Below are 20,507 nucleotides of genomic sequence, written 5' to 3'. Positions count from 1 at the left end.
CAAACAAAACCGCTCCCTTGAATGCAACTCAAGGGAGCGGTTTTGTTTGTGATTACTTGTAATTATCCTAAAAAATAAAAACTTATTTCTACGCTACATATAATATTTTAGCTCTTTTGGGGCACTGTAAGGTTGACTTTCGAGAAGTATAGTAATAGCTATATTTTTTTCTAACTAAAAAAATCCCAACTTAGCGCGGTATCACGTATTTAAGTTGATAGTTTGGTACTCACAGTTTTAGCCAGTCTTCTACCTAGTGCTCGGGCCTATGCGCTACGAGTGCTGAAACTGTGTGTCAGCGTCGTTCTAAGCTCAACTGCTATGGGAAGGTTCGGTTGGCCTACTGGGCGGCAAGTTCGCTTGGGAATGCTGACTGTGGGGCTACTAATGAGCGTTACCGAAGCGGCGGTAGCAGACAGCACAGCAACATCTCGCCCCACCGCAGCCCAACTGCACGAACAGTTTAGTCATAAGGGCACAGTCACTAACCCCCAGCAAGCACTAAAGCGGGCAAAACAGAAACTGAAAGCAGCTACGGCTTCCCAAAATGCCCCCCGGGTCGCGCTGGCTCAGCTGCAGCTTGGGCAAGTTTACCAAACCCTACGCCTCCCCAATGAAGCTGTGCCCCACATTGCCGAGGCAGTGCATCATTATGAGCGGGCGCATGATGCCCGCCGTGCAGCAGCCGCGCGCTATGCCTTAGGCAGTGCGCGGTTTAGCCAAGGTGACACGGGCAAAGCGCGCGAAACTTATCTGCTTGCGCTACAGTCATTCGCAGTGCTGCATGATCTGGTCGGAGTGGCGCAGGGGCACGAACTGCTTGGTCATTTATACGCTAGTGAATCACGGTGGGCTCAAGCGTTGAAAAACCACGAGCAGGCTTTAATGGCTTGGCAGCAAGTCGGCAACGACTACCAAACGGTGGTTGCTCTGAACAATATTGGTCTCGTGCACCGCCAAGAGCGCCATTTCAGCCGGTCATTATACTACCTACAACGAGCGTATCGGCTGGCGTTGCAGTACCAGGATAGTACCTGTACTGGGCAGACACTCACCAGTATTGGGCAGGTGTACCAGACCATGAACAACCAGGAGGTAGCGGCAAGCATTTACACCCAAGCGCTTGCCCATTTGCCCCCTAGTACGGCCCCCGGCTATCTAGCCGACCTGCTCCACTCCCTGGCCACAGCTCAAGATTCGATTGGTAACCCCGATAGGGCAGTAATGTATTTGCGGCAGGCGCTGCCGTTGGCGCGGCAGGCAGGCTCACTTCAACAGCTCAGCGGCATCTACCACTCGCTGGCCAGTCATTACCAACTGACAAATCAATATCCCTTGAGTTTGCAGGCCTTGCGCCACTACGCTGACCTCCAGGATAGCGTGTTTGCCGAGCGGCGGTCAGCGCAGGTAGCTGAATTGCAGACCCGTTATGAGACCGAAAAGAAGGAGCGTGAAATTCAACTACTAACTAAGGACCGACAGATTCAGGTCAGTCGCTTGCATAGGCAGCGATTGCAGCGCAATATTCTGCTATCCGGCACTGTAGCATTGCTCGTGCTGGCAGCAATACTGTACCGCAGTCGGCGGCGCCATCAGCGCCTGAATGCCTTATTAAAGCAACAGAATATCGCCATTCAGGCGCAGCGAGATGAGCTAGGGCTGCTGAATCGGACCAAAAACACGCTTTTCTCAGTGATTTCGCATGACTTACGCAGTCCGCTAGGGTCTTTGTATTCTATGCTTTCTCTGCTAAATATGGGGGCTTTGCCGCCTGAGCGACTGGCAGTGCACTCGGAGCGTCTAAGTCGTATGCTAGACACAACGTTGCGCTTGCTGGATAACCTGCTAAACTGGTCGGCTGCGCAAATGGCGGGGGAGGCGACGCGGCCTGAGCCGGTATACCTAGATGAGGTAGTAGAAGAAACTTTGTCGCTGCTGTTGAGCGACGCTGAGCGCAAGAAAATTTACTTGCTGAATCAAGTGCAGGAGCCCCTCGTAGCGCATGCCGATCTGAACATGATTCGGCTGATCCTGCGCAACCTCGTGTCCAATGCCATCAAGTTCACGCCCGACTCGGGAACGGTAACTGTAGCGGCTCAGCGCTTAGGCACCATGTGGGAAATTACCGTTACCGATTCGGGGCTGGGCATTGCCACTGCCGACCGGCAAAAGATCTTCGGTCAGGGTGGGCCGCATTCTACTCTGGGCACGGCCCACGAGAAGGGCACTGGCTTGGGCCTGCTGCTCTGCAAGGACTTTGTGGAGCGCAACGGAGGCGAGCTAACTTTCGAAAGCGAAGTGGGGCGCGGTACAGCTTTCCGCTTCACGCTGCCCGCTTCTACTCAGATGCTGGGTATGGACCGGGGCGCTAGTGCTGCCGCCGGATAAGCGAGCGGTTCACTACGCCTTCGGTTAGGCGCTCCCGGTACGTCTGGCCCAAGGGCAGGCTCTGACCGCCTACACGCACTTCCTGGCTGCTTACTGACTCTATATGCATGGTGTTCACCAAATACGAGCGGTGAGTGCGAACAAACATGCCAGTGGGTAACTGTTCTTCCAAATTCTTCAGATTGACTAATGTAAGATGGGTACGCCCATCGGTAGTATAAATTTTGGTGAAATCTTTAAGAGCTTCCACATACACTACCTCGTGGTAGTTTAGGCGCACAAACTGTGAATCGATGCGGATGAAGAAGGAGCCAGGTAGCAAAATTTGCTCATAGATGTCGGCCTCCGTCGCGGTTGAATTGCGCACTAGACTTACCGCCTTGCTCACCGACCGCAGAAATCTATCGAGGGTGATGGGCTTCAGCATAAAATCAATTACATCGAGATTGAAAGCCTCCATGGCATACTGCGGAAACGAAGTCATTAGAATGACGAGGGGAGGATGCCGCAAAGCTCGCACGAGGTCCAAGCCGCTAAGATGGGGCATTGTTACATCAGTAAATAGTACTTGTACCTCATTGTGAGTCAAATAACTATGAGCTTCGAGCGGATCAGTAAAAACTGCTTTCACTTCCAGTACATCCGTCATGGCTATGTACGCCTGCAACAACTCCAGCACCAGCGGGTCGTCATCAAGAAGCAGACAACTAATCTTCATAAAGGAAAAATTACTAGTTGGTAGGGTGTGAATATAATAAGATTTAGATAATCAGAGCTATTCATTTAAAATCATCTTAACAGAGTTCAACTGTCTAGGAACCTTACTGGTATACTCTTTTGGGCCGTTACTCTATAAATACAGGCCCTAGCAAGCATAATGGACTTAGTATATAGAAGGAATGTGTTTGTAAAAATTATATGAAATAATGCTGCCAGCTTTTGAAAGAATCAAGCTATTAGTGATAACTAGCTGAAATAGCATCAGTAAAAATCTACCGACTATAAAAACCAAAGCCCGAATCAAAATGATTCGGGCTTTTTACATGGGTAAAAGAGTTTAATGCTTAGCGCCGTCGGTGTGAACACCATTAGTCTTTTTGCAGCACTCCGGGAGCTTATCATACGCCCGGTCGTCGGCGGGCTGGGCGTCGGCATCATAGCCGGTGCGCTGTACAGCCGTGCGCAGGGCAGCAGGGTTGGTTTTATCGGGGCGGTAAGTCACCGTGAGCATTTGGGTTGGCACGTCAAGGGTTGCGGCCTGCACGCCTTTCTCATATGCCAATGACTTCTCTAGCCGCGCCTTACACATGTCGCACACGGCGGACGTTTTGAGCTGCACCTGTGCCGTAGCATCTGCTTTAGCTTTGGCAGTTGCCTTGGTTTGGGCGTTGGCGAAGGGCGCTATAGCTACCAGTGCGAGAGTGAGGAGCAGGGATTTGAAGCTTTTCATATAAGTAGAATGAGCAATTTGAAAGTGTGGTATTAAGCGTCTGGGGGGCTTTTTAGTTAATAACAAGAGCTAGTCAAAAATTACTCCAGTCGGAAGCGAAAACCCAAGTAGCTAACGCGCCCATAAACTGGACCCCAGACCATAGCGGCGTCAAAGTTGGGCCCAAATGGGTCGTTGGCGCCCATAATAGGGTCGCGCTGACGATAGTTGGTTAAGTTTTCAACGCCTAGATAAACGTCCCAATGCTTGAAGGCGCGGGTAATCTGGGTGTTAAACAAAGCAAAGCGCGGTGACATCTGCAGCGGCTCGCCGGGAAGTTGGCCGCCATGCTGCCCGTCCATGCCAGGACTCATGGCTAGGGGGCTTTTTCCGAGCGCCTGCATCGTAAGATCAGCGCGCCATTTATCGAAAGCCGTAGCGTAGCCCAGGTTGGCAAACACGCGGTGGCGGGGCGTAAGGGGCTTAGGCAGCAGCTGACCGGTGTAATAAGTCTGCACATCCAGATACTTATAGGCAGCTTTGGCCTGCAAGCCTTTCAGAGGCTCAGCCTGCACTTCGGCCTGGAAACTGCGCGAATAAGAGCGCCCACCCGGCAGCAGGTTGCTGATGTTGAGCTGGTTGGGCGAGTAGTACGCATCGGCTACCACCTGATTCTGGAATTCAGTGTGGTAATAATCGGCTACAAAGGTTGCGGGGCGGCCAGCCAGCGTGAAGTACTGGGTAAAACTGCCCCCCACGTTCCAGGCTTGCTCGGGCCGGAGGTTGTTGGAAATCACAAAGTCACGGGAACTGACTAGCATACCTGTGTTTTCGGCAATGGGATTGGCAGTGCGGAAGCCAGTGCCGCCAGCCAAACGCAGAATGGTGTTCTTAGCTACATCGTACTTAACATTGACGCGGGGCGTCAGGAACCAGCCATAGAGGTTGTGGCGGTCGAGGCGCAGGCCGCCGACTAGCGTTAGGTTGCGAGCATTCTGGTAGGTGTACTCGGCGAAGGCCCCGGGCACTTGCTCCCGGCGGGCGCGGTTTTCGCGCTCGAAGCGCTGAGTGGCTGTTTCGGAAGGAACCGAAGTATAATCGGGCTGCAACAGTACCTCGCGGAAATCGTCATACAAGTAGCTCAGGCCCGTGCGGTAGGTATGGGCGGTGTTGCCCAACACACTCTGAAACAGCAAGGTAGCTAAGCCTGTGCGCTGGCGCCCGTCGTAGGTGCGGCGACCGTACTGCGAGTCAAAATCGTGGTCCGTAGCAGTGAGGAGCAGGCCCAGGCTTTGATAAGGGCGGCCAGGCCAGGTGTAAGATGTTTTGGCAAAGCCGGTGTAGCGGTTCGTGCTGAGGGTGGTACCGTAGTAAGGATTCGCTGTTTCCTCTCGAAAATCAACTTGCCCACCCTGCCGGGTTTCGCGCAAGGCGCCTAAGCCCACTTCGCTTACAATGCCATTGCCCGATTGGTATTTCCACTTGTTGAACACGTTATACTGGGTAGCCAGGGGCAAATCCAGAAAACCATCTTTATTTCGGTCGACGCGGCGGCCGAGGTGGTCGGAATGCAGGAGCAGGGCAGTGCTGAGCTTCTTGGTGACGGGCGCCGACAGGTTCAGATTAAGGTCGAATTTGCCTAAGTCATTGACATAGGCATTAAAGAGCAGCCGGTCGGTTTTAGCAGGGTCTTGCAGGCGCACATTCACCTGCCCAGCCATGCTTTCGTAGCCGTTCACCACCGAGCCCATACCTTTAATAATGTCAATGCTCTCAATCCAGGGGCCGGCCAAATAGCTCAGGCGGTAAGGCGTGGCCAGACCGCGCAGGGCGGGCAAGTTGTCCACCGTGAGCAGGGAGTAGGCACCATCCAGACCCAACAGCTGTATCTGTTTGGCGCCCGACACGGCATCGGTAGTCGAGACCTCTACTGCGGCGTTGGTTTCGAAGCTTTCGGCTAGGTTGCAGCAGGCCGATTTGGTCAGGTCGCGACTAGTAATGACCTGGGTATTGGTGGGCGTGAGGCCGGAGTAGGAGAGGGCCCGCTCCTCCACACGCACCTCACCCAACTCGGCCGAGCGGCGCAAGGTCACGCGCACAAACGACTGCTCAGTGGCGCCAACAGCAATAGTGTCAGCACGGTAGCCTAATGATTGAATAATCAGGCGGTGGGTGGAGCCGCGTAGGGGACGCAGAATGCGAAAAAGGCCCCCCGCGTCGGTAGTCGTAGCATCGGTAGGGTCGTCGAGCCAGCGCACCACGGCGCCGGGCAGTGGGGCGGCAGTGGCATCGGTCACCTGCCCACGTACGGGCAGACTGGCCGGAGTTTGAGCGGCGGCTGTTACGCTGAGAGCGAATAAAAAGCCCCCCAGCGCCAACAGACTGCGCCTTGATAAAAAACTCATAATAATAAGAGTAGAAGTATTTCCAAAGACAACAGCAGGAGTAGTAGCCCTGCACGCCCACACTGATACAACTCAGCTAGGCAGATGACTAGGAGATACCTCTAGATTACCAGTGTGCAGCCGAAAGTCAGCAGCACGCGCCCGGCCCGAGGTGGGGGCGAGGCATCGGAAGCGTACCAGCGCACAGCAGCCTGAGCGAGCAGAGGCGCCGCTGGAAACGGTGGCCAAACCGTAGTCGGCAGCCAGGCATTGATGGCTGGAGCGGGTAAGAATTTGCCCCCCAATAAGGCCGGGGCGGGGGCGTTCAGCTTATGGAAATCGGTTGAAAGATCGCAGCAGGCTTCGCGCAGTTGGAGGAGGTCAGCGCAACAAGCGGAGACCGTAGGAACTGGCTCGCAGGCATCGGTGGCCGGCGTGAACGTGAAAGCAGACGTGCTGCGGCCGCTCATGTGGCAGGTGCGGCGTTGCACCGTCAGGCCCACCGAGGCGGTGAGGACGAGCAGGGCCAGCAAGCCACTGAAAAACCGATGTGTAAGTGGACGCTTCACGAGTGCAAAGATACGAAGCCGGGCGGGCCAAATTCGGATCGAAAGGTACTGAATATGGGGCGACACAACTTATGCCCCGTCGCACGGGCTTCAAGTTAAACACTTGAGAATAGCTAATAATTCGGTAGTGATCTATATGATTTAGGCTCCTCGTTTTAAAGTAAGCACACAAGAAAGGTTAGCCTGACATTTTGACAAAAGGCCTACCACCGTCTACCACTTTTCATATCGATCTAATAAAATTTAGTGAAAAAAGCCCCCCAGTATCTTAAAAACGGCTTTTCGCGTAGTGGTAGAAAATGGTAAATCGTGGTTGCCTTTTGGTAGGCAATCTGTACTTTTGCTAACCTCCCTTTTTCATGGCCCAGCGGCCTGATCTACCCTATGAATCTTCTCTCTGGCGAATATGAGTGCAAGCTTGACCCGAAAGGGCGCTTGGTGCTGCCTGCCAAAGTGAAGGGGAATCTGCCGGAAGCCTCCGGTAATCAGCTAGTGCTGGTCCGGGGGTTTGAGCCTTGCTTGGTGCTATACCCGCGCGCCGCCTGGCGTATTATCCATGATAAGGTGATGGCGCTGGACGAGTTCAACGAAGAGTATCGGCAGTTTCAGCGCAACTTCTTCCGCGGCATGACGGAGGTAGACTTCGATAGCATCGGCCGCTTCATGCTGCCGCGAACTATGCTGCGCTACGCCGGCATCGAGAAAGAAGCCATCATTGTGGGCCTGGGCAACCGCTGCGAAATCTGGGACCCGGAGCGCTACGATGAGTTCTTAATTAAAGACCAGCAGAGCTTCTCTAAGCTGGCCCAGAAATTTTTGTCTACCGAAACGCCCCCCGCAGGGCAACAAGCCGCATGAGTGCCGCGCAGCCTACCAACAGCGCGGCTTACCACCGCCCCGTGATGCTGGCCGAGTGCCTGCAAGCTCTGGACTTACAGCCCGGCGGCCGCTACGTGGACGTTACTTTTGGCGGCGGCGGCCACTCCAAGCCTATTCTGGAAAGGCTCACCACCGGTCACCTCTACAGCTTCGACCAAGACGCCGACGCCGAGCAGGAAGCGGCGGCTCTGGCTGGCCCGAATTTCACGTTTATCCGCGCTAATTTTCGTGACTTACAGCAGGAGCTAGCCGCCCACGGTGCTCTGCCCGTCGATGGCCTGTTGGCTGACCTGGGGGTTTCCTCTCACCAGTTTGATACAGCCGAGCGCGGCTTCAGTACCCGCTTCGATGGACCGCTGGATATGCGCATGGACCCGGATGCCGATCGCACCGCCGCCGAGGTAGTGGCCGAGTATTCGGAAGCAGAGCTGCACCGCATCTTCGGCATGTACGGCGAAGTAACCAACGCTCGCACGCTGGCCAATACGCTGGTAGCGGCGCGGCGCGCTCAAGCGGTGCGTACCATCGGCGAGTTGAAAAAAGCAATTGCGCCCTGCACGCCGCGGGGCAAGGAGAATAAGTACCTGGCTCAGGTTTTTCAGGCCCTGCGCATTGAAGTAAACGATGAGCTGGCGGCTTTGCAGGAAATGCTGGTGCAGACGGCCCAGGTGCTGCGGCCCGGTGGCCGCTTGGTGGTCATGTCTTATCATTCATTGGAAGACAGACTGGTGAAGAACTTCATGGCCAAGGGCAAGTTCTTTGGCGACGTGGAAAAGGATTTTTACGGTCATCAGCACACGCCCTTCACCGTGCTCACGCGGCGCCCCGTGGAAGCGTCGGCGGAAGAGGTGGCCGATAATAGCCGCGCCCGGAGCGCCAAATTGCGCGTGGCGGAGCGGAGTCAGGAAAAAGTTAAGAGTTGAGTTGCTATGGCTATCAATACCATCAAACCACCCGTGGCGACGCCCCGCGCCAACGTGCCCCGCGCCGTAGCGGCCCCGCCACCGCCCGCCCCGGAGCCCGTGCAGGCTCCCGAGCCTGAGCCGCTACCAGTAGCAGTAGAGGAAGAAGCCCCCCGCGCCCCGCGCCCCGCCGCAAAGCCGCGCAACTCCTGGAGCGTGTTTACGCTGCTAGAGCGCATTACGCGCATGGATGGCTTGTTTCGGGAAGGGTTGCCGGTGCGCTACCTGCCCCACGTGCTGTTTATCATGTTCCTGACGCTGCTTTACATTGGCAACACGCACTATGGCTACCGCATGAACCGCAATATTCAGAAGCTGAAGCTGGAAACCGAAGACTTGCGCGCCGACTACACCACCCTGAAATCGGACTACATGGAGGCCAGCAAGCAGAGCGAGGTGGCTCGCAAGGTAGCAGCGTATGGCTTGGTCGAAAGCTCCTCACCGCCCTTCCGCATCACGGTACCCGCTGGTCGCCTCGATGAGGCTGAGCTGGTTCGACTACCCATCATCACGGCCGATTCGTTGGCGGCACGGGCGCTTGCCGATTCGGTAGCTGCTGTCCGCGCCGATTCGGTTTTGGCGGACGAATAACCTTGGTAGCGCCGGGCTTTGGCTTGGTGCGTTTTAGAAAGTAAAAAGCCCCCCAGCTTCTTCCCAAAGCTTTATATCAGCAATACTTTGAAAGGAAACGTTAAAAAATCCATCGTTACCCGCGTACGGCTGGCGTTTTTGGGCGTCTGCCTATTCTCGGCCGCCATCGTGTGGAAGGTGTCGCGGATTCAGTTCCACGAGGGCGATCGGTGGCGCGCCTTGGAGCAGGAGCGGCGCGTGGTCTACCAGCCGGTGTTTGCGACTCGCGGCACTATTCTGTCGGACAACGGCAGCATTATGGCCACTTCGCTGCCCTTCTATCGCGTAGCTTGGGACCCGAGCGTGGTTGATAATCAACTGTTTCGCAATAACGTGGACTCGCTGGCTCTGCTGTTGTCGCAGTTTTTCGGCGACCGCTCGGCCCAGGAGTATCGGCGCAAGCTGATGAATGCGAAAAAGTCGAAAGAGGTGGTGCGTTACCTGCGCCTGAACTCGCGGCAGATCAATTATCAAGACAAGAAGAAGCTGGCCCAGTGGCCCATATTCCGGGCTGGTAAGAACAAGGGGGGCGTTATTTTCGAGAAAGTAGACAAGCGCTTCCGGCCCTTTGGCGGCCTGGCCCAGCGTACCGTAGGCTTCTTAAATGAAGACAAAAACGGAGCGGGGCTAGAGTTTACTTATAACACCCAACTTGCAGGCAAAGATGGCGAAGCGCTATTTGAGCGCCTGCCTGGCGGTAACAAGCCCATTTATGATGGCACCGAGATAAAACCTCAGCCGGGCTACGACATCAAGACCACTATCGATATTAACCTCCAAGATGTAGCCGAAAACGCCCTCTACAAGTCGCTAGTAGACAATGACGCCCAGTATGGCTGCGTGATTTTGATGGAAGTGCAGTCGGGCGAAATCAAGGCTGTGGCTAACCTAGGTAAGGCCGCCGACGGCGTGTACCGCGAGGATTACAACTACGCCATTGCCGACCAGGGCCGCACCGAGCCGGGCTCAACCTTCAAGCTGGCCTCCATGATGGCGCTGTTTGAAGATAACCCCGATTTGGAGCTGACCGATATTGTGGACACTGGCAACGGCCGCATGTACATTGGCGGGGCTGTGAAAACCGACTCCCACGCCAATGGCAAGATTACAGTGCAGCAAGTGGTAGAGAAGTCGTCGAACATCGGGGTGGCGAAGCTGGTGAACGACCATTTTTTACAGAAGCCCGACAAATACACTGATTACCTCAAACGCTTCGGCCTCGATAAGCCGCTGGGCTTTCAGATGCACGGTGAGGCACGTCCCTACGTGAAAGACCCCACCGACCGAAGCTGGAGCCGTACCTCGCTCACCACCATGAGCATCGGCTACGAGCTGAAATTGGCCCCCCTACAAACCCTAGCTTTCTACAACGCCATTGCCAACGACGGCGTGAAAGTGCAGCCCATTATTGTAAAGGAAATCCGGCAGGCTGACAAAGTAATCGAACAGTTTGAGTCCAAGGTGTTGAACCCTAAAATATGCTCGGAGGAAACCCTACGCAAAGTGCGGGCAATGCTGGAAGGCGTGGTGCTGGATGGTACCGCCAAGGCCATCAAGTCGCCCGACTTTAGTATGGCTGGCAAAACGGGTACGGCCTGGAAGTTCAAGAACGGACAGTACACCAAAACGTATTCAACTAGCTTCTGTGGCTACTTCCCGGCCGATAAGCCCAAGTATAGCTGCATCGTAGTTGTCGATTCTCCCAAGCGAGGCCGCATTTATGGCTCCGATGTAGCCGCACCGGTGTTCCGTGAGGTAGCCGATAAAGCCATGGCCCGCGACATTGCCAGCCAGCGCCCCTTGCTGGCTCGGGTACCGCTCAACAAGACGCGGATACCTACCGTGAAGGCGGGCTTACAGGATGAGCTGGCGCTGGTGTGCCAAAAGCTGGGGGTGGAGCACCAGCCCCAGGCAGCAGGTGAAGAGTGGGTGCGCGCTGATACTAATACCCGCGCGCTAGCCTGGCAGGCGCAGCCCGTGCGCCGCGGCCAGGTGCCCGACGTGAGTGGTATGACCATGCGCGATGCGCTATTCTTGCTGGAAAACCGCGGACTGCGCGTGCGCATTGTAGGTAGTGGCCGCGTGTATCGCCAGTCGGTAGCGGCGGGTACGCCCCTGCGGCGCGGCACCACAGTCACGTTGGAACTGCAGCCTATTGGCAGCCTGGCCGGATCCAAACCACAGCCACCGCCGGCCCGAACCAAACTGGCCGAGAACAAGCTGCTGACCCCCGCCGACCCTGACCCAGCCAAGCAGCGCGCCAAAATGCTACTGCGTCAGGAGCAAATGAAAAAGAAGCTTCAGGGAGATGAATCAAAGCCATTAGAAGCGAAAAAGCCCGAAGTCAGCAAGGATAAAAAGAAGGTGTTAATAACAAGCCTTCACTAGACCAATAGCACCCAACCATTGACCACTTCATCTCCCATAGCGCAGCCATTAGCTAACCTGCTGTCCGCCGTAACGGTGCAAGCGCAGCACGGCCCAACCAACGTAGTTGTGCAGGGCCTAACCCTGGATTCGCGGCAGGCTGGGCCGGGCATGGTGTTCTTCGCCCTGCGCGGCGCCCAAACTGATGGCCACCAGTTTATTGAAAAAGCAGTAGCTCAGGGTACGGCGGTAGTAGTATGCGAGAATTTGCCCCCCAGCCTTGACCCAGCTACCACCTATGTGCAAGTGCCAGATAGCGCCGAGGCAATGGCCCACATGGCGGCAGCTTTCTACGGCCACCCCTCGCGCCAGCTCCAACTGGTAGGCGTAACGGGCACCAACGGCAAAACCACCTGCGCCACGCTGTTGCATAAGCTGTTTCGGGAGCTCGGCTACCATGTGGGGCTGCTTTCAACAGTGCAAAACCAGATTGATGAGGAAGTAATTCCGGCCACGCATACTACTCCGGACGCCATTCGACTGAATGAGCTTCTGGCCCGGATGCTGCGCGCCGGCTGCACGTACGTGTTTATGGAAGTTAGCTCGCATGCGGTTGTTCAGCACCGCACCACGGCTTTACGCTTTGTGGGGGGCATTTTTACCAACCTCACCCACGACCACCTCGATTATCACGGCACCTTCGACGCGTATTTAAAAGCCAAAAAGGGCTTTTTTGATCAGCTAGGTAAAGATGCCTTTGCCCTCACCAACGCCGACGACAAGCGTGGGCCGGTAATGCTGCAAAATACCGCTGCCAGCCGTGAAACGTACTCCTTGCGTAGTCTGGCTACTTTCCGGGCGAAGCTGTTGGAAAATGCGGTTCACGGCTTACACCTGGAGATTGACGGCCGCGAAGTACAGTTTCGTCTAATCGGGGTGTTCAATGCCTATAATCTGCTGGCCGTGTATGGGGCTGCAGTGTTATTGGGCGAAGACCCCATTGAGGTGTTGACGGTGCTATCTGGTCTGACCTCGGCGCCGGGTCGCTTCGAGCCTATCTTGGCTGAGCGCACCCGCGTGACGGGCATTGTGGACTATGCCCACACGCCGGATGCGCTCGAAAACGTGCTTTCTACCATCGCCCAGATTCGTCAGCCCAGCCAGCAGGTAATCACTGTAGTGGGCTGCGGCGGCAACCGCGACGCGGCCAAGCGCCCCGTAATGGCCAATCTGGCTGCCAAAGGCTCCGACCGCGTAGTGCTGACCTCCGACAACCCGCGCTTCGAGGACCCCAATGCCATCCTGGCCCAGATGCAGGCCGGTGTGCAGGCCCAGGATTTGGGCAAAGTTTTGACAATCCCGGATCGTCGCGAAGCCATCAAGACGGCCGTAGCCTTGGCCCAGCCGGGCGACATTGTATTGGTAGCCGGCAAAGGCCACGAAACCTATCAGGAAGTGCAGGGCGTACGGGGTCCATTCGATGATAAGCAGGTATTGCAGGAGATGTTTGACCTGCTGAATAAATAACCCATGCTCTACAGTAAAAATCGCGAAAACACAACGTTTGACCTCAACCCAAAAAGCTAAACCTTTGCATCTTGGCCTAACTCCACATTCTACTCGCTGACCCCCGCGCCCATGCTTTATTACCTTTTCACGTACCTCAGTAAGCAATACAATCTGCCAGGGGCGGGCGTGTTCCAGTTTATCTCGTTTCGGGCGGCTATGGCCGTTATTACCTCCTTGCTTATCGCGCAGGTTTTTGGCAAAAGCCTGATCAGAATACTACAGAAAAAGCAAGTGGGCGAAAGCATCCGCGACCTAGGCTTGCAGGGCCAGTTGGAGAAAAAAGGCACCCCAACGATGGGTGGCCTAATTATCATTCTGGCCATTCTGGTGCCCGTGCTCTTGTTTGCCAAGCTCGACAACATCTACATCGTGCTGATGCTCTTAAGTACCGTGTGGTTGGGTCTGATTGGGTTTCTGGACGACTATATAAAGGTGTTCCAGAAGAACAAAGAAGGCTTGAGCGGGCGCTTCAAGGTGCTTGGGCAAATTGGCCTGGGCATTACAGTGGGCTGGGTGCTTTTTTTCAGCAATGATGTAACCGTGCGTCAGTACCTACTGCCCAACGGCCAACTGTCGGCCGTGGATGCCAGCACCGTGTACCAGGATGTGAAGCTGATGATTACCACCATTCCCTTCGCCAAAAACAACGAGCTGAACTACGGCAACCTCTTCGCCTACGCCGGACCGTACTTCAATGGCCTCTACAGCTTCCTCTATATTCCTATTGTTATCCTCATCATCACGGCTGTAAGCAACGGTGCCAACATCACCGATGGTCTCGACGGCCTGGCGGCAGGTACGTCGGCCATCATTGGTATTACGCTGGCCATTTTCGCTTTCGTGAGTGGTAACGCGCTGTTGGCTGATTACCTAGATGTTATGTTCATCCCGAACTCTGGGGAATTGGTAATCTTTTGTACGGCCTTTGTGGGAGCGTGCGTGGGCTTTTTGTGGTACAACAGCTATCCGGCCCAGGTCTTTATGGGTGATACCGGCTCGTTGGCCATTGGCGGCATTATCGCGGTGCTGGCGCTTATTATTCGCAAGGAACTGCTGATTCCGGTGCTTTGCGGAGTGTTTCTGATCGAAAACCTCTCAGTAATGGTGCAGGTGGGCTACTTCAAATACACCCGGCGCAAGTACGGCGAAGGCCGCCGCTTACTTCGCATGTCGCCCTTGCACCACCATTACCAGAAGCTCGGCTACCACGAGTCCAAAATCGTGTCGCGGTTTTGGATTGTGGGTATCATGCTGGCCGTGTTTACCCTCGTAACCTTGAAGCTACGCTAAGTAAACGTCGCGCCGTGGTGCGCGACGCTCAATGTATATAAGTATGAAACTAGTCATCCTCGGAGCAGCAGAAAGTGGAGTAGGGGCGGCGCTCTTAGCGCAAGCCAAAGGCCACACCGTGTTCGTGTCCGATGGCGGTGCTATCAAGCCGGCTTATAAGCAGAAGCTGACGCAGGCCGGTATTCGCTTTGAGGAAAATAAGCATACGTTAGAGGAAATCTTGAGCGCCGATGAAGCGGTGAAAAGCCCCGGCATTCCAGAAAAGGCCCCCGTGATCAAGGCCCTGCGCGAGCAAGGCACTCCTATTATCTCCGAAATCGAGCTGGCCGGCCGTTATACCCAGGCCAAGTGCATCTGCATTACAGGCACCAACGGCAAGACGACAACCACGTTGCTCACCTACCATTTGCTCAAGGAAGCAGGCCTGAATGTAGGCTTAGCCGGTAATGTGGGTTATAGTCTAGCCGAGCAAGTTATTGGGGATAAACACGAATACTACGTAGTAGAGCTGAGCAGCTTCCAGCTCGACGACACCCACGATTTTGCCCCCTGGCTGTCCCTTCTGCTCAACATCACCCCCGATCACCTCGACCGCTACGGCTACTCGCTTGACAACTACGCGGCAGCCAAAATGCGTGTTGCCCGCAACGTAAGCCGATACTTTATCTATAATGCCGGTGACCCAGAAACCCGGAAAGCAGTAGCAGCTTCGGCTTCGGCAAAAAATGTCTTGGCCTTTGATCAGCACTTGAACCAGGAAGCTGGTGAAAATCTCGCGGCCTGGTACGGGCAGGATGGTAGCTTGCAGGTGCGCTTGCCTGAGTGGGCAGGGGATAAGGTAGAGAGCATTGAAGTTGCCAATTCTCCGCTTATCGGTCAGCACAACCAGCAGAACATGGCCGCAGCTATTCTTGCTGCCCGCGTGGTCGGCCTGACGCCGGCGCAGATTGAACGCGGCTTGGTCACGTTCAAAAATGCCCCCCACCGCCTCCAATTGGTCGGCGAAGTGAACGGCGTAAAATTCATCAACGACAGCAAAGCGACTAACGTCGAAGCGGCTTGGTTTGCCCTCGACGGCGTGCAACAGCTCATCGTCTGGATTGCCGGCGGCACCGATAAGGGCAACGACTATACTTCCTTGCTGCCCCTAGCCAAGCAAAAAGCCAAAGCCTTGATCTGCCTCGGCGTAGATAATGAGAAGTTGAAAGCCAGCTTTAGTGCAATCGTGCCGCACTTGGAAGAAACGCAAAGCATAGAAACCGCCGTGCGCCGAGCCGCTGAGCTAGCCGCGCCCGGCGACGTGGTGCTGCTATCGCCCGCCTGCGCCAGCTTCGACCTATTTAAGAACTACGAAGACCGTGGGGGGCAATTTGCCGCCGCCGTGGAGAAATTGACTCAAGAAAAATCAGTGCACTCAGCCTAATCTGCGATTTATGGAACCCGTAAAACTCTGGCTTCAACGCAACCTCAAAGGCGACCCCATTCTGTGGGGCATCGTGCTGCTATTCTCCTTTATTAGTATTGCGGTAGTGTACTCGGCAACGGGCACCTTGGCGTACAAGAAGATGGGCGGTAATACCGAGTATTTCCTCGTAAAGCACACGGGCCTGATCTTCGTGGGGCTGGCCTTTATGTGGCTGGCCCACCGCATCGACTACCGATACTACTCGCGCCTGTCTCTGTACGCGCTGCTATTGTCGGTGCCACTGCTGCTGTTCACGTATTTCATGGGCTCGAATATCAATGAGGCCTCGCGCTGGCTTACCATTCCGGTTATCAACCAGACCTTTCAGCCTTCTGACTTAGCTAAGCTGGCCCTGATTTCTCACCTAGCTTCCATGCTCAGCCGTCGGCAGCAGCATGTGCAGGACTTCAAAACTACGCTGCTGCCCGTAATGCTGTGGGTAGGTTTGATCTGCGGCATTATTATCATGAGTAATGCCTCTACCGCGCTGCTACTGTTTGTTACCTGCTTGCTGCTGATGTTCATTGGGCGAGTGCCAATTAAGCAAATGGCCGTGATGGTGCTCATCGGGGCAGTGGTAGGCGGTATTGGTCTTTCCTCGGGTCAGCGTTACAAAACGGTACTTACTCGCATTGAAAGCTTTACTGACAAGAGCAAGCCAGTGCCTTTTCAGCTGGAGCACAGCTACATCGCTATTGCCACGGGCGGACTAAGCGGTAAAGGTCCCGGTAAAAGCACCGAGCGCAACATTCTGCCCCACCCTTACTCCGACTTTATCTACGCCGTTATCATTGAAGAATATGGCCTAATTGGGGGCGTTGTCGTCCTGTTCCTTTACCTAGCCTTCCTCTATCGGGGCCTGAATACCGTAATACACAGCTACGGGGCATTTGGGGGGCTTTTATCAGCGGGACTAACGTTTAGTTTAGTCTTGCAGGCGATGGTAAATATGGGCGTAGCCGTGGGCTTAGGGCCCATCACTGGTTTGCCGTTGCCGCTGCTAAGTATGGGCGGCACCTCCCTGATTTTTACTGGTATTAGCATTGGTATCATTCTCAGCGTGAGCCGCGGTGAGCGGGAAATTCGCCCCATGACTGGAGAGCCCGAGGATACGGCGCGCATTCCAAAGAAAACCGCCTACGCTTAACAGCCCCTTTGCCTCACCCGCCTACCTTATAGTATAGTCACCGCTTACATGCCCCAGTCGAAACCTCAATTTATTTCTTCGCAGCCCGCGCCTTACCGCATTATTATCAGCGGTGGAGGCACGGGGGGGCATATCTTTCCGGCGGTGGCTATTGCCAATGAGTTGCGTCGTCGCCAGCCCGAAGCGGAAATTCTGTTTGTGGGCGCCAACGGCCGTATGGAAATGACCCGCGTACCCGAGGCTGGCTATGACATTGTGGGCCTCGACATCACCGGTCTACAACGTCGCCTGACGCCGCAGAACCTGTTGTTTCCATTGCGAGTGTTCCGTAGCGTGCGGAAAGCGGGCAAAATCATTGAGAAGTTCCGCCCCGAGGCTGTGGTAGGAGTGGGCGGCTACGCATCAGCTCCCATTCTGCTAGCGGCGGCTTCGCGCGGCATTCCCTCGCTTATTCAGGAGCAGAATTCTTATGCCGGCTTAGTGAACAAGCTGCTTAGTCGACGCGTGAATCGTATCTGCGTGGCTTATGATGGCATGGAGAAGTTCTTCCCAAGCAATAAGCTAGTCGTCACGGGCAATCCAGTCCGCACCGAAATTGCGGCTGGTAATCGGGCTGATGCGCTAGCGTTTTTTGGGCTCTCGCCAGAGAAGAAAACTCTGCTTGTAATTGGCGGCAGTTTGGGTGCTCGCACCTTAAATGAAGCTACCGCTGCCGCCCTGCTTCGCCTACAAGCTGCCGGCGTGCAGCTACTCTGGCAAACTGGCAAGCTCTATTACCCAACGGCTAAAGAACAAGCCGCGCCGTTTGCCGCCGATGGCATTCAGGCCCTAGAGTTTGTGCAACGCATGGACCTCGCCTACGCCGCCGCCAATGTAGTTGTGTCGCGGGCTGGGGCATTGTCCGTATCCGAGTTGTGCCTTACCGGCAAGCCATGCGTGTTGGTGCCTTCGCCTAATGTGGCTGAGGATCATCAAACCAAAAATGCCCTTGCCTTGGTACGTCGCCAAGCTGCTTTGCTCGTCACTGATGCAGAGGCGCCCGCGCGCCTTTACGACGAGGCCCTGAGCCTATTGGCCGACGAGCCCCGTCAGCGTCAGCTCAGCGCCAACGTGCTGGAACTGGCCCGCCCCGATGCTACCGCCGCCATCGTCGATGAACTCCTTACGATTATGGACCGCCGATGAAACCCGTAGCTGCATTTCCATACGTCTACTTTCTGGGCATTGGTGGCATTGGTATGTCGGCCTTGGCTCGCTGGTTTCAAGCCAACGGTCACCAAGTGAGCGGCTATGACCGCACACCCACACCGCTCACGGAAGCTTTAGCAGCTGAAGGCATTGCCGTGCACTACGCGGATGCGGTAGAGAATATCCCGAGCGAAGTACGCGAAAATGCCCCCCAAACGCTGGTGGTGCTCACACCTGCTATCCCCGCGGGGCACCACGAGTGGGCTTGGCTACGCGAAAATGGCTACGATATTCGCAAGCGCAGTCAGGTTTTGGGGTTGCTTACCCAAGGGCAGCGCACTATTGCAGTAGCTGGCACCCACGGCAAAACTACGACCTCTTCCATGGTCGCGCACTTGCTTCACCACGCGGGCGTCGACTGTTCAGCCTTTCTGGGGGGCATTTCTGTGAATCTGGGTTCCAACTTATTGTTAAGTAGCGGCACGGGCACCGGTTCCGCGCCCGTAGTAGTGGAAGCCGACGAGTACGACCGCAGCTTCCTCACCTTGCACCCTGATGTGGCCATCGTGACCAGCACCGACGCCGACCATCTGGATATCTATGGCACTCAAGAAGCGCTAATCGAATCGTTTAGGCAGTTTGTGGGGCAAATGAAGCCCGGTGGTACTCTGTTGCTCAACCATACGGCCGACGTCAGTGTAGCCGCTGCCGTGCCGGCTGGCGTGCAGGTTGTTCACTACGGTTTGGAGAAAGGAAAGAAGGCCACCCTATACGCCGCCAACGTTACGGCTCACGGCCACGAGTTCCGCTTTGATGTGCATAGTCCGCTCGGCAACCTGATTGGTTTGCAGCTCACCGTACCGGGATTTCACAACGTTGAAAACATGCTGGGGGGCATTTTTGCGGCTCAGCTTGAAGGCGTAGCCACCGAAAAGCTCGTTGCGGCGGTAGCTGCTTATCGGGGCGTGAAGCGGCGGTTCGAGTTTATTGTGACCACTCAAAGCAAGGTGTATGTGGACGATTATGCCCACCACCCACGCGAAATCGAAGCTTTCCTTCGTTCTCTGCGCGCCTTGTATCCGCAGAAACGCCTGCGCGTCATATTCCAGCCTCACCTTTTCACCCGCACCCGCGACTTCGCGCCGGGCTTCGCTGAAAGCCTGAGCCTAGCCGACGAGGTAGTGCTACTCGACATATATCCAGCCCGCGAGTTGCCTCTTGAAGGGGTTACGTCGGAGTTGATTCTTTCTCAAATAACAGCCTCCAAAAAGTCGCTGCAAACTAAAGCGCAAGCCGTAACGGCCGCCGCTACTGACGATGACTTTGACGTGCTGGCTACCGTTGGGGCCGGCGATATTGATCAGCTGGTGCCTCAGCTACGAAACATTTTAACCAGCCGCTGGCATGAAACTCAAGCCTAACGCCAAAAATTATCTGTTTGCGACGGCCTGTCTGTTGCTTCTAACCGGCCTAGCCGTGTTTGCCGGTGTGCGGCAAGCCAGCCGCCCGGTAGGCCAGGTCATCGTGACCATCAGCAACGAGTTTAACAACTACTTCATCAGCGAGCAGGAAGTAACGGCGCTGCTGACCCGCAATGGCAACCAGCGCCTCGAAGGGGCCCGCCCCGAAGACCTAAACCTGAAAGCCTTAGAGGCACGCCTCAAAGCGCACAGCTTTGTGCGAGAAGCACAAGTGTACCGCGACCTATCAGGGAATTTGCACGCCGAGGTACGCCAAAATCGTCCTATCGCCCGCCTCGTGCACGCCGATACCCGCCGCGATAGCTACCTCGATGCTGAGGGGCATGAGTTGCCCCTCTCACCCTTGTTTACTGCTCGCGTAGTGCCCGTCGCACGCCAGGGTGGCCAAGAACTGCCCGCCACCTTCTTCCGCGACTCTACGGGGCGCCGCTACCTCGAAGTGCTTCGCTACATTGACGAGCACCCATTTTGGCGAGCCCAAGTTGCTGAAGTATTCATTGGCCCTAATGGTAAGCTTGCTTTCACCCAACAAATAGGAGATCAACGAGTAGAATTTGGGTTTCCAGAGAATATTTCAGAAAAATTCGCGAAACTAATGGTATTTTACCGGCAAATTCCGCCAGTTTTAGGATGGAATACCTACCACCGCGTTAACGTTGAATTCAAAGATCAGATCATTTGCGAATAACCGTACCCTTGCTGTAACGCCTAAAAAGGCCTTCGAAAGGTCTAAAACAGCGTTTTTTAAGAACATCACCG

At 55.3% G+C, this 20,507-nt stretch carries 16 protein-coding genes; 12 read left to right on the top strand and 4 right to left on the bottom strand.

Annotated elements, in window-relative coordinates; genetic code table 11:
• Positions 1 to 387: 387 nt before the first annotated feature.
• A complete protein-coding gene (locus ACW9KT_RS13270) occupies positions 388 to 2,388 on the top strand; it encodes a tetratricopeptide repeat-containing sensor histidine kinase (protein ID WP_457081144.1) in 2,001 nt (666 codons plus the stop codon).
• Here ACW9KT_RS13270 and ACW9KT_RS13265 read toward each other — a convergent pair.
• The 4 genes from ACW9KT_RS13265 to ACW9KT_RS13250 all read right to left on the bottom strand — a co-directional run bounded on the left by ACW9KT_RS13265 (position 2,369) and on the right by ACW9KT_RS13250 (position 6,770).
• Complete coding sequence (locus tag ACW9KT_RS13265) at positions 2,369 to 3,106, bottom strand: LytR/AlgR family response regulator transcription factor (protein ID WP_457081142.1); 738 nt, start codon at positions 3,104 to 3,106, stop codon at positions 2,369 to 2,371. The two genes, ACW9KT_RS13270 and ACW9KT_RS13265, sit on opposite strands and share 20 nt — an antisense overlap.
• Positions 3,107 to 3,445: 339 nt before the next feature.
• Positions 3,446 to 3,838: a heavy-metal-associated domain-containing protein gene (locus ACW9KT_RS13260; protein ID WP_457081140.1), complete on the bottom strand. Its 393-nt coding sequence runs from the start codon at positions 3,836 to 3,838 to the stop codon at positions 3,446 to 3,448.
• An 80-nt stretch (positions 3,839 to 3,918) separates the two neighbouring features.
• Complete coding sequence (locus ACW9KT_RS13255; protein WP_457081138.1) at positions 3,919 to 6,222, bottom strand: TonB-dependent receptor; 2,304 nt, start codon at positions 6,220 to 6,222, stop codon at positions 3,919 to 3,921.
• A 101-nt stretch (positions 6,223 to 6,323) separates the two neighbouring features.
• Positions 6,324 to 6,770 carry a hypothetical protein gene (locus ACW9KT_RS13250; protein WP_457081136.1) on the bottom strand — a complete coding sequence of 149 codons (447 nt, stop codon included), beginning with the start codon at positions 6,768 to 6,770 and terminating at the stop codon, positions 6,324 to 6,326.
• A gap of 384 nt (positions 6,771 to 7,154) precedes the next feature.
• Here ACW9KT_RS13250 and mraZ point away from each other — a divergent pair, with 384 nt between their 5' ends.
• From mraZ to ACW9KT_RS13195, 11 genes are all read left to right on the top strand, one after another.
• The gene (gene mraZ, locus ACW9KT_RS13245) at positions 7,155 to 7,628 is read left to right on the top strand and encodes a division/cell wall cluster transcriptional repressor MraZ (protein WP_457081134.1); all 474 of its coding nucleotides are present in this window, start codon (positions 7,155 to 7,157) and stop codon (positions 7,626 to 7,628) included.
• A complete protein-coding gene (gene rsmH, locus ACW9KT_RS13240) occupies positions 7,625 to 8,572 on the top strand; it encodes a 16S rRNA (cytosine(1402)-N(4))-methyltransferase RsmH (RefSeq protein WP_457081132.1) in 948 nt (315 codons plus the stop codon). The genes mraZ and rsmH overlap by 4 nt, the downstream gene beginning before the upstream one ends.
• Positions 8,573 to 8,578: 6 nt before the next feature.
• Complete coding sequence (locus ACW9KT_RS13235; RefSeq protein ID WP_457081130.1) at positions 8,579 to 9,202, top strand: FtsL-like putative cell division protein; 624 nt, start codon at positions 8,579 to 8,581, stop codon at positions 9,200 to 9,202.
• An 87-nt stretch (positions 9,203 to 9,289) separates the two neighbouring features.
• Complete coding sequence (locus tag ACW9KT_RS13230; protein WP_457081128.1) at positions 9,290 to 11,629, top strand: penicillin-binding protein; 2,340 nt, start codon at positions 9,290 to 9,292, stop codon at positions 11,627 to 11,629.
• Positions 11,630 to 11,647: 18 nt separating this feature from the next.
• Complete coding sequence (locus tag ACW9KT_RS13225) at positions 11,648 to 13,135, top strand: UDP-N-acetylmuramoyl-L-alanyl-D-glutamate--2,6-diaminopimelate ligase (protein ID WP_457081126.1); 1,488 nt, start codon at positions 11,648 to 11,650, stop codon at positions 13,133 to 13,135.
• A gap of 111 nt (positions 13,136 to 13,246) precedes the next feature.
• Complete coding sequence (gene mraY, locus ACW9KT_RS13220; protein ID WP_457081124.1) at positions 13,247 to 14,467, top strand: phospho-N-acetylmuramoyl-pentapeptide-transferase; 1,221 nt, start codon at positions 13,247 to 13,249, stop codon at positions 14,465 to 14,467.
• 43 nt (positions 14,468 to 14,510) lie between these two features.
• A complete protein-coding gene (gene murD, locus ACW9KT_RS13215) occupies positions 14,511 to 15,890 on the top strand; it encodes a UDP-N-acetylmuramoyl-L-alanine--D-glutamate ligase (RefSeq protein ID WP_457081122.1) in 1,380 nt (459 codons plus the stop codon).
• A gap of 10 nt (positions 15,891 to 15,900) precedes the next feature.
• A complete protein-coding gene (locus ACW9KT_RS13210) occupies positions 15,901 to 17,079 on the top strand; it encodes an FtsW/RodA/SpoVE family cell cycle protein (RefSeq protein WP_457081120.1) in 1,179 nt (392 codons plus the stop codon).
• A gap of 48 nt (positions 17,080 to 17,127) precedes the next feature.
• Positions 17,128 to 18,264, top strand: coding sequence for an undecaprenyldiphospho-muramoylpentapeptide beta-N-acetylglucosaminyltransferase (gene murG, locus ACW9KT_RS13205; protein WP_457081118.1), 1,137 nt, complete (start codon positions 17,128 to 17,130; stop codon positions 18,262 to 18,264).
• Positions 18,261 to 19,688, top strand: a complete 1,428-nt coding sequence (murC, locus tag ACW9KT_RS13200) for a UDP-N-acetylmuramate--L-alanine ligase (RefSeq protein ID WP_457081116.1) — start codon at positions 18,261 to 18,263, stop codon at positions 19,686 to 19,688. Before murG ends, murC begins: the two co-directional genes overlap by 4 nt.
• Positions 19,672 to 20,436: a cell division protein FtsQ/DivIB gene (locus ACW9KT_RS13195; protein ID WP_457081114.1), complete on the top strand. Its 765-nt coding sequence runs from the start codon at positions 19,672 to 19,674 to the stop codon at positions 20,434 to 20,436. The genes murC and ACW9KT_RS13195 overlap by 17 nt, the downstream gene beginning before the upstream one ends.
• Positions 20,437 to 20,507: the final 71 nt, after the last annotated feature.

Source organism: Hymenobacter sp. HD11105 (assembly GCF_054051685.1).
The sequence above is the reverse complement of the archived record's forward strand: the minus strand, read 5'-3'. Positions and strand labels throughout refer to the sequence as shown.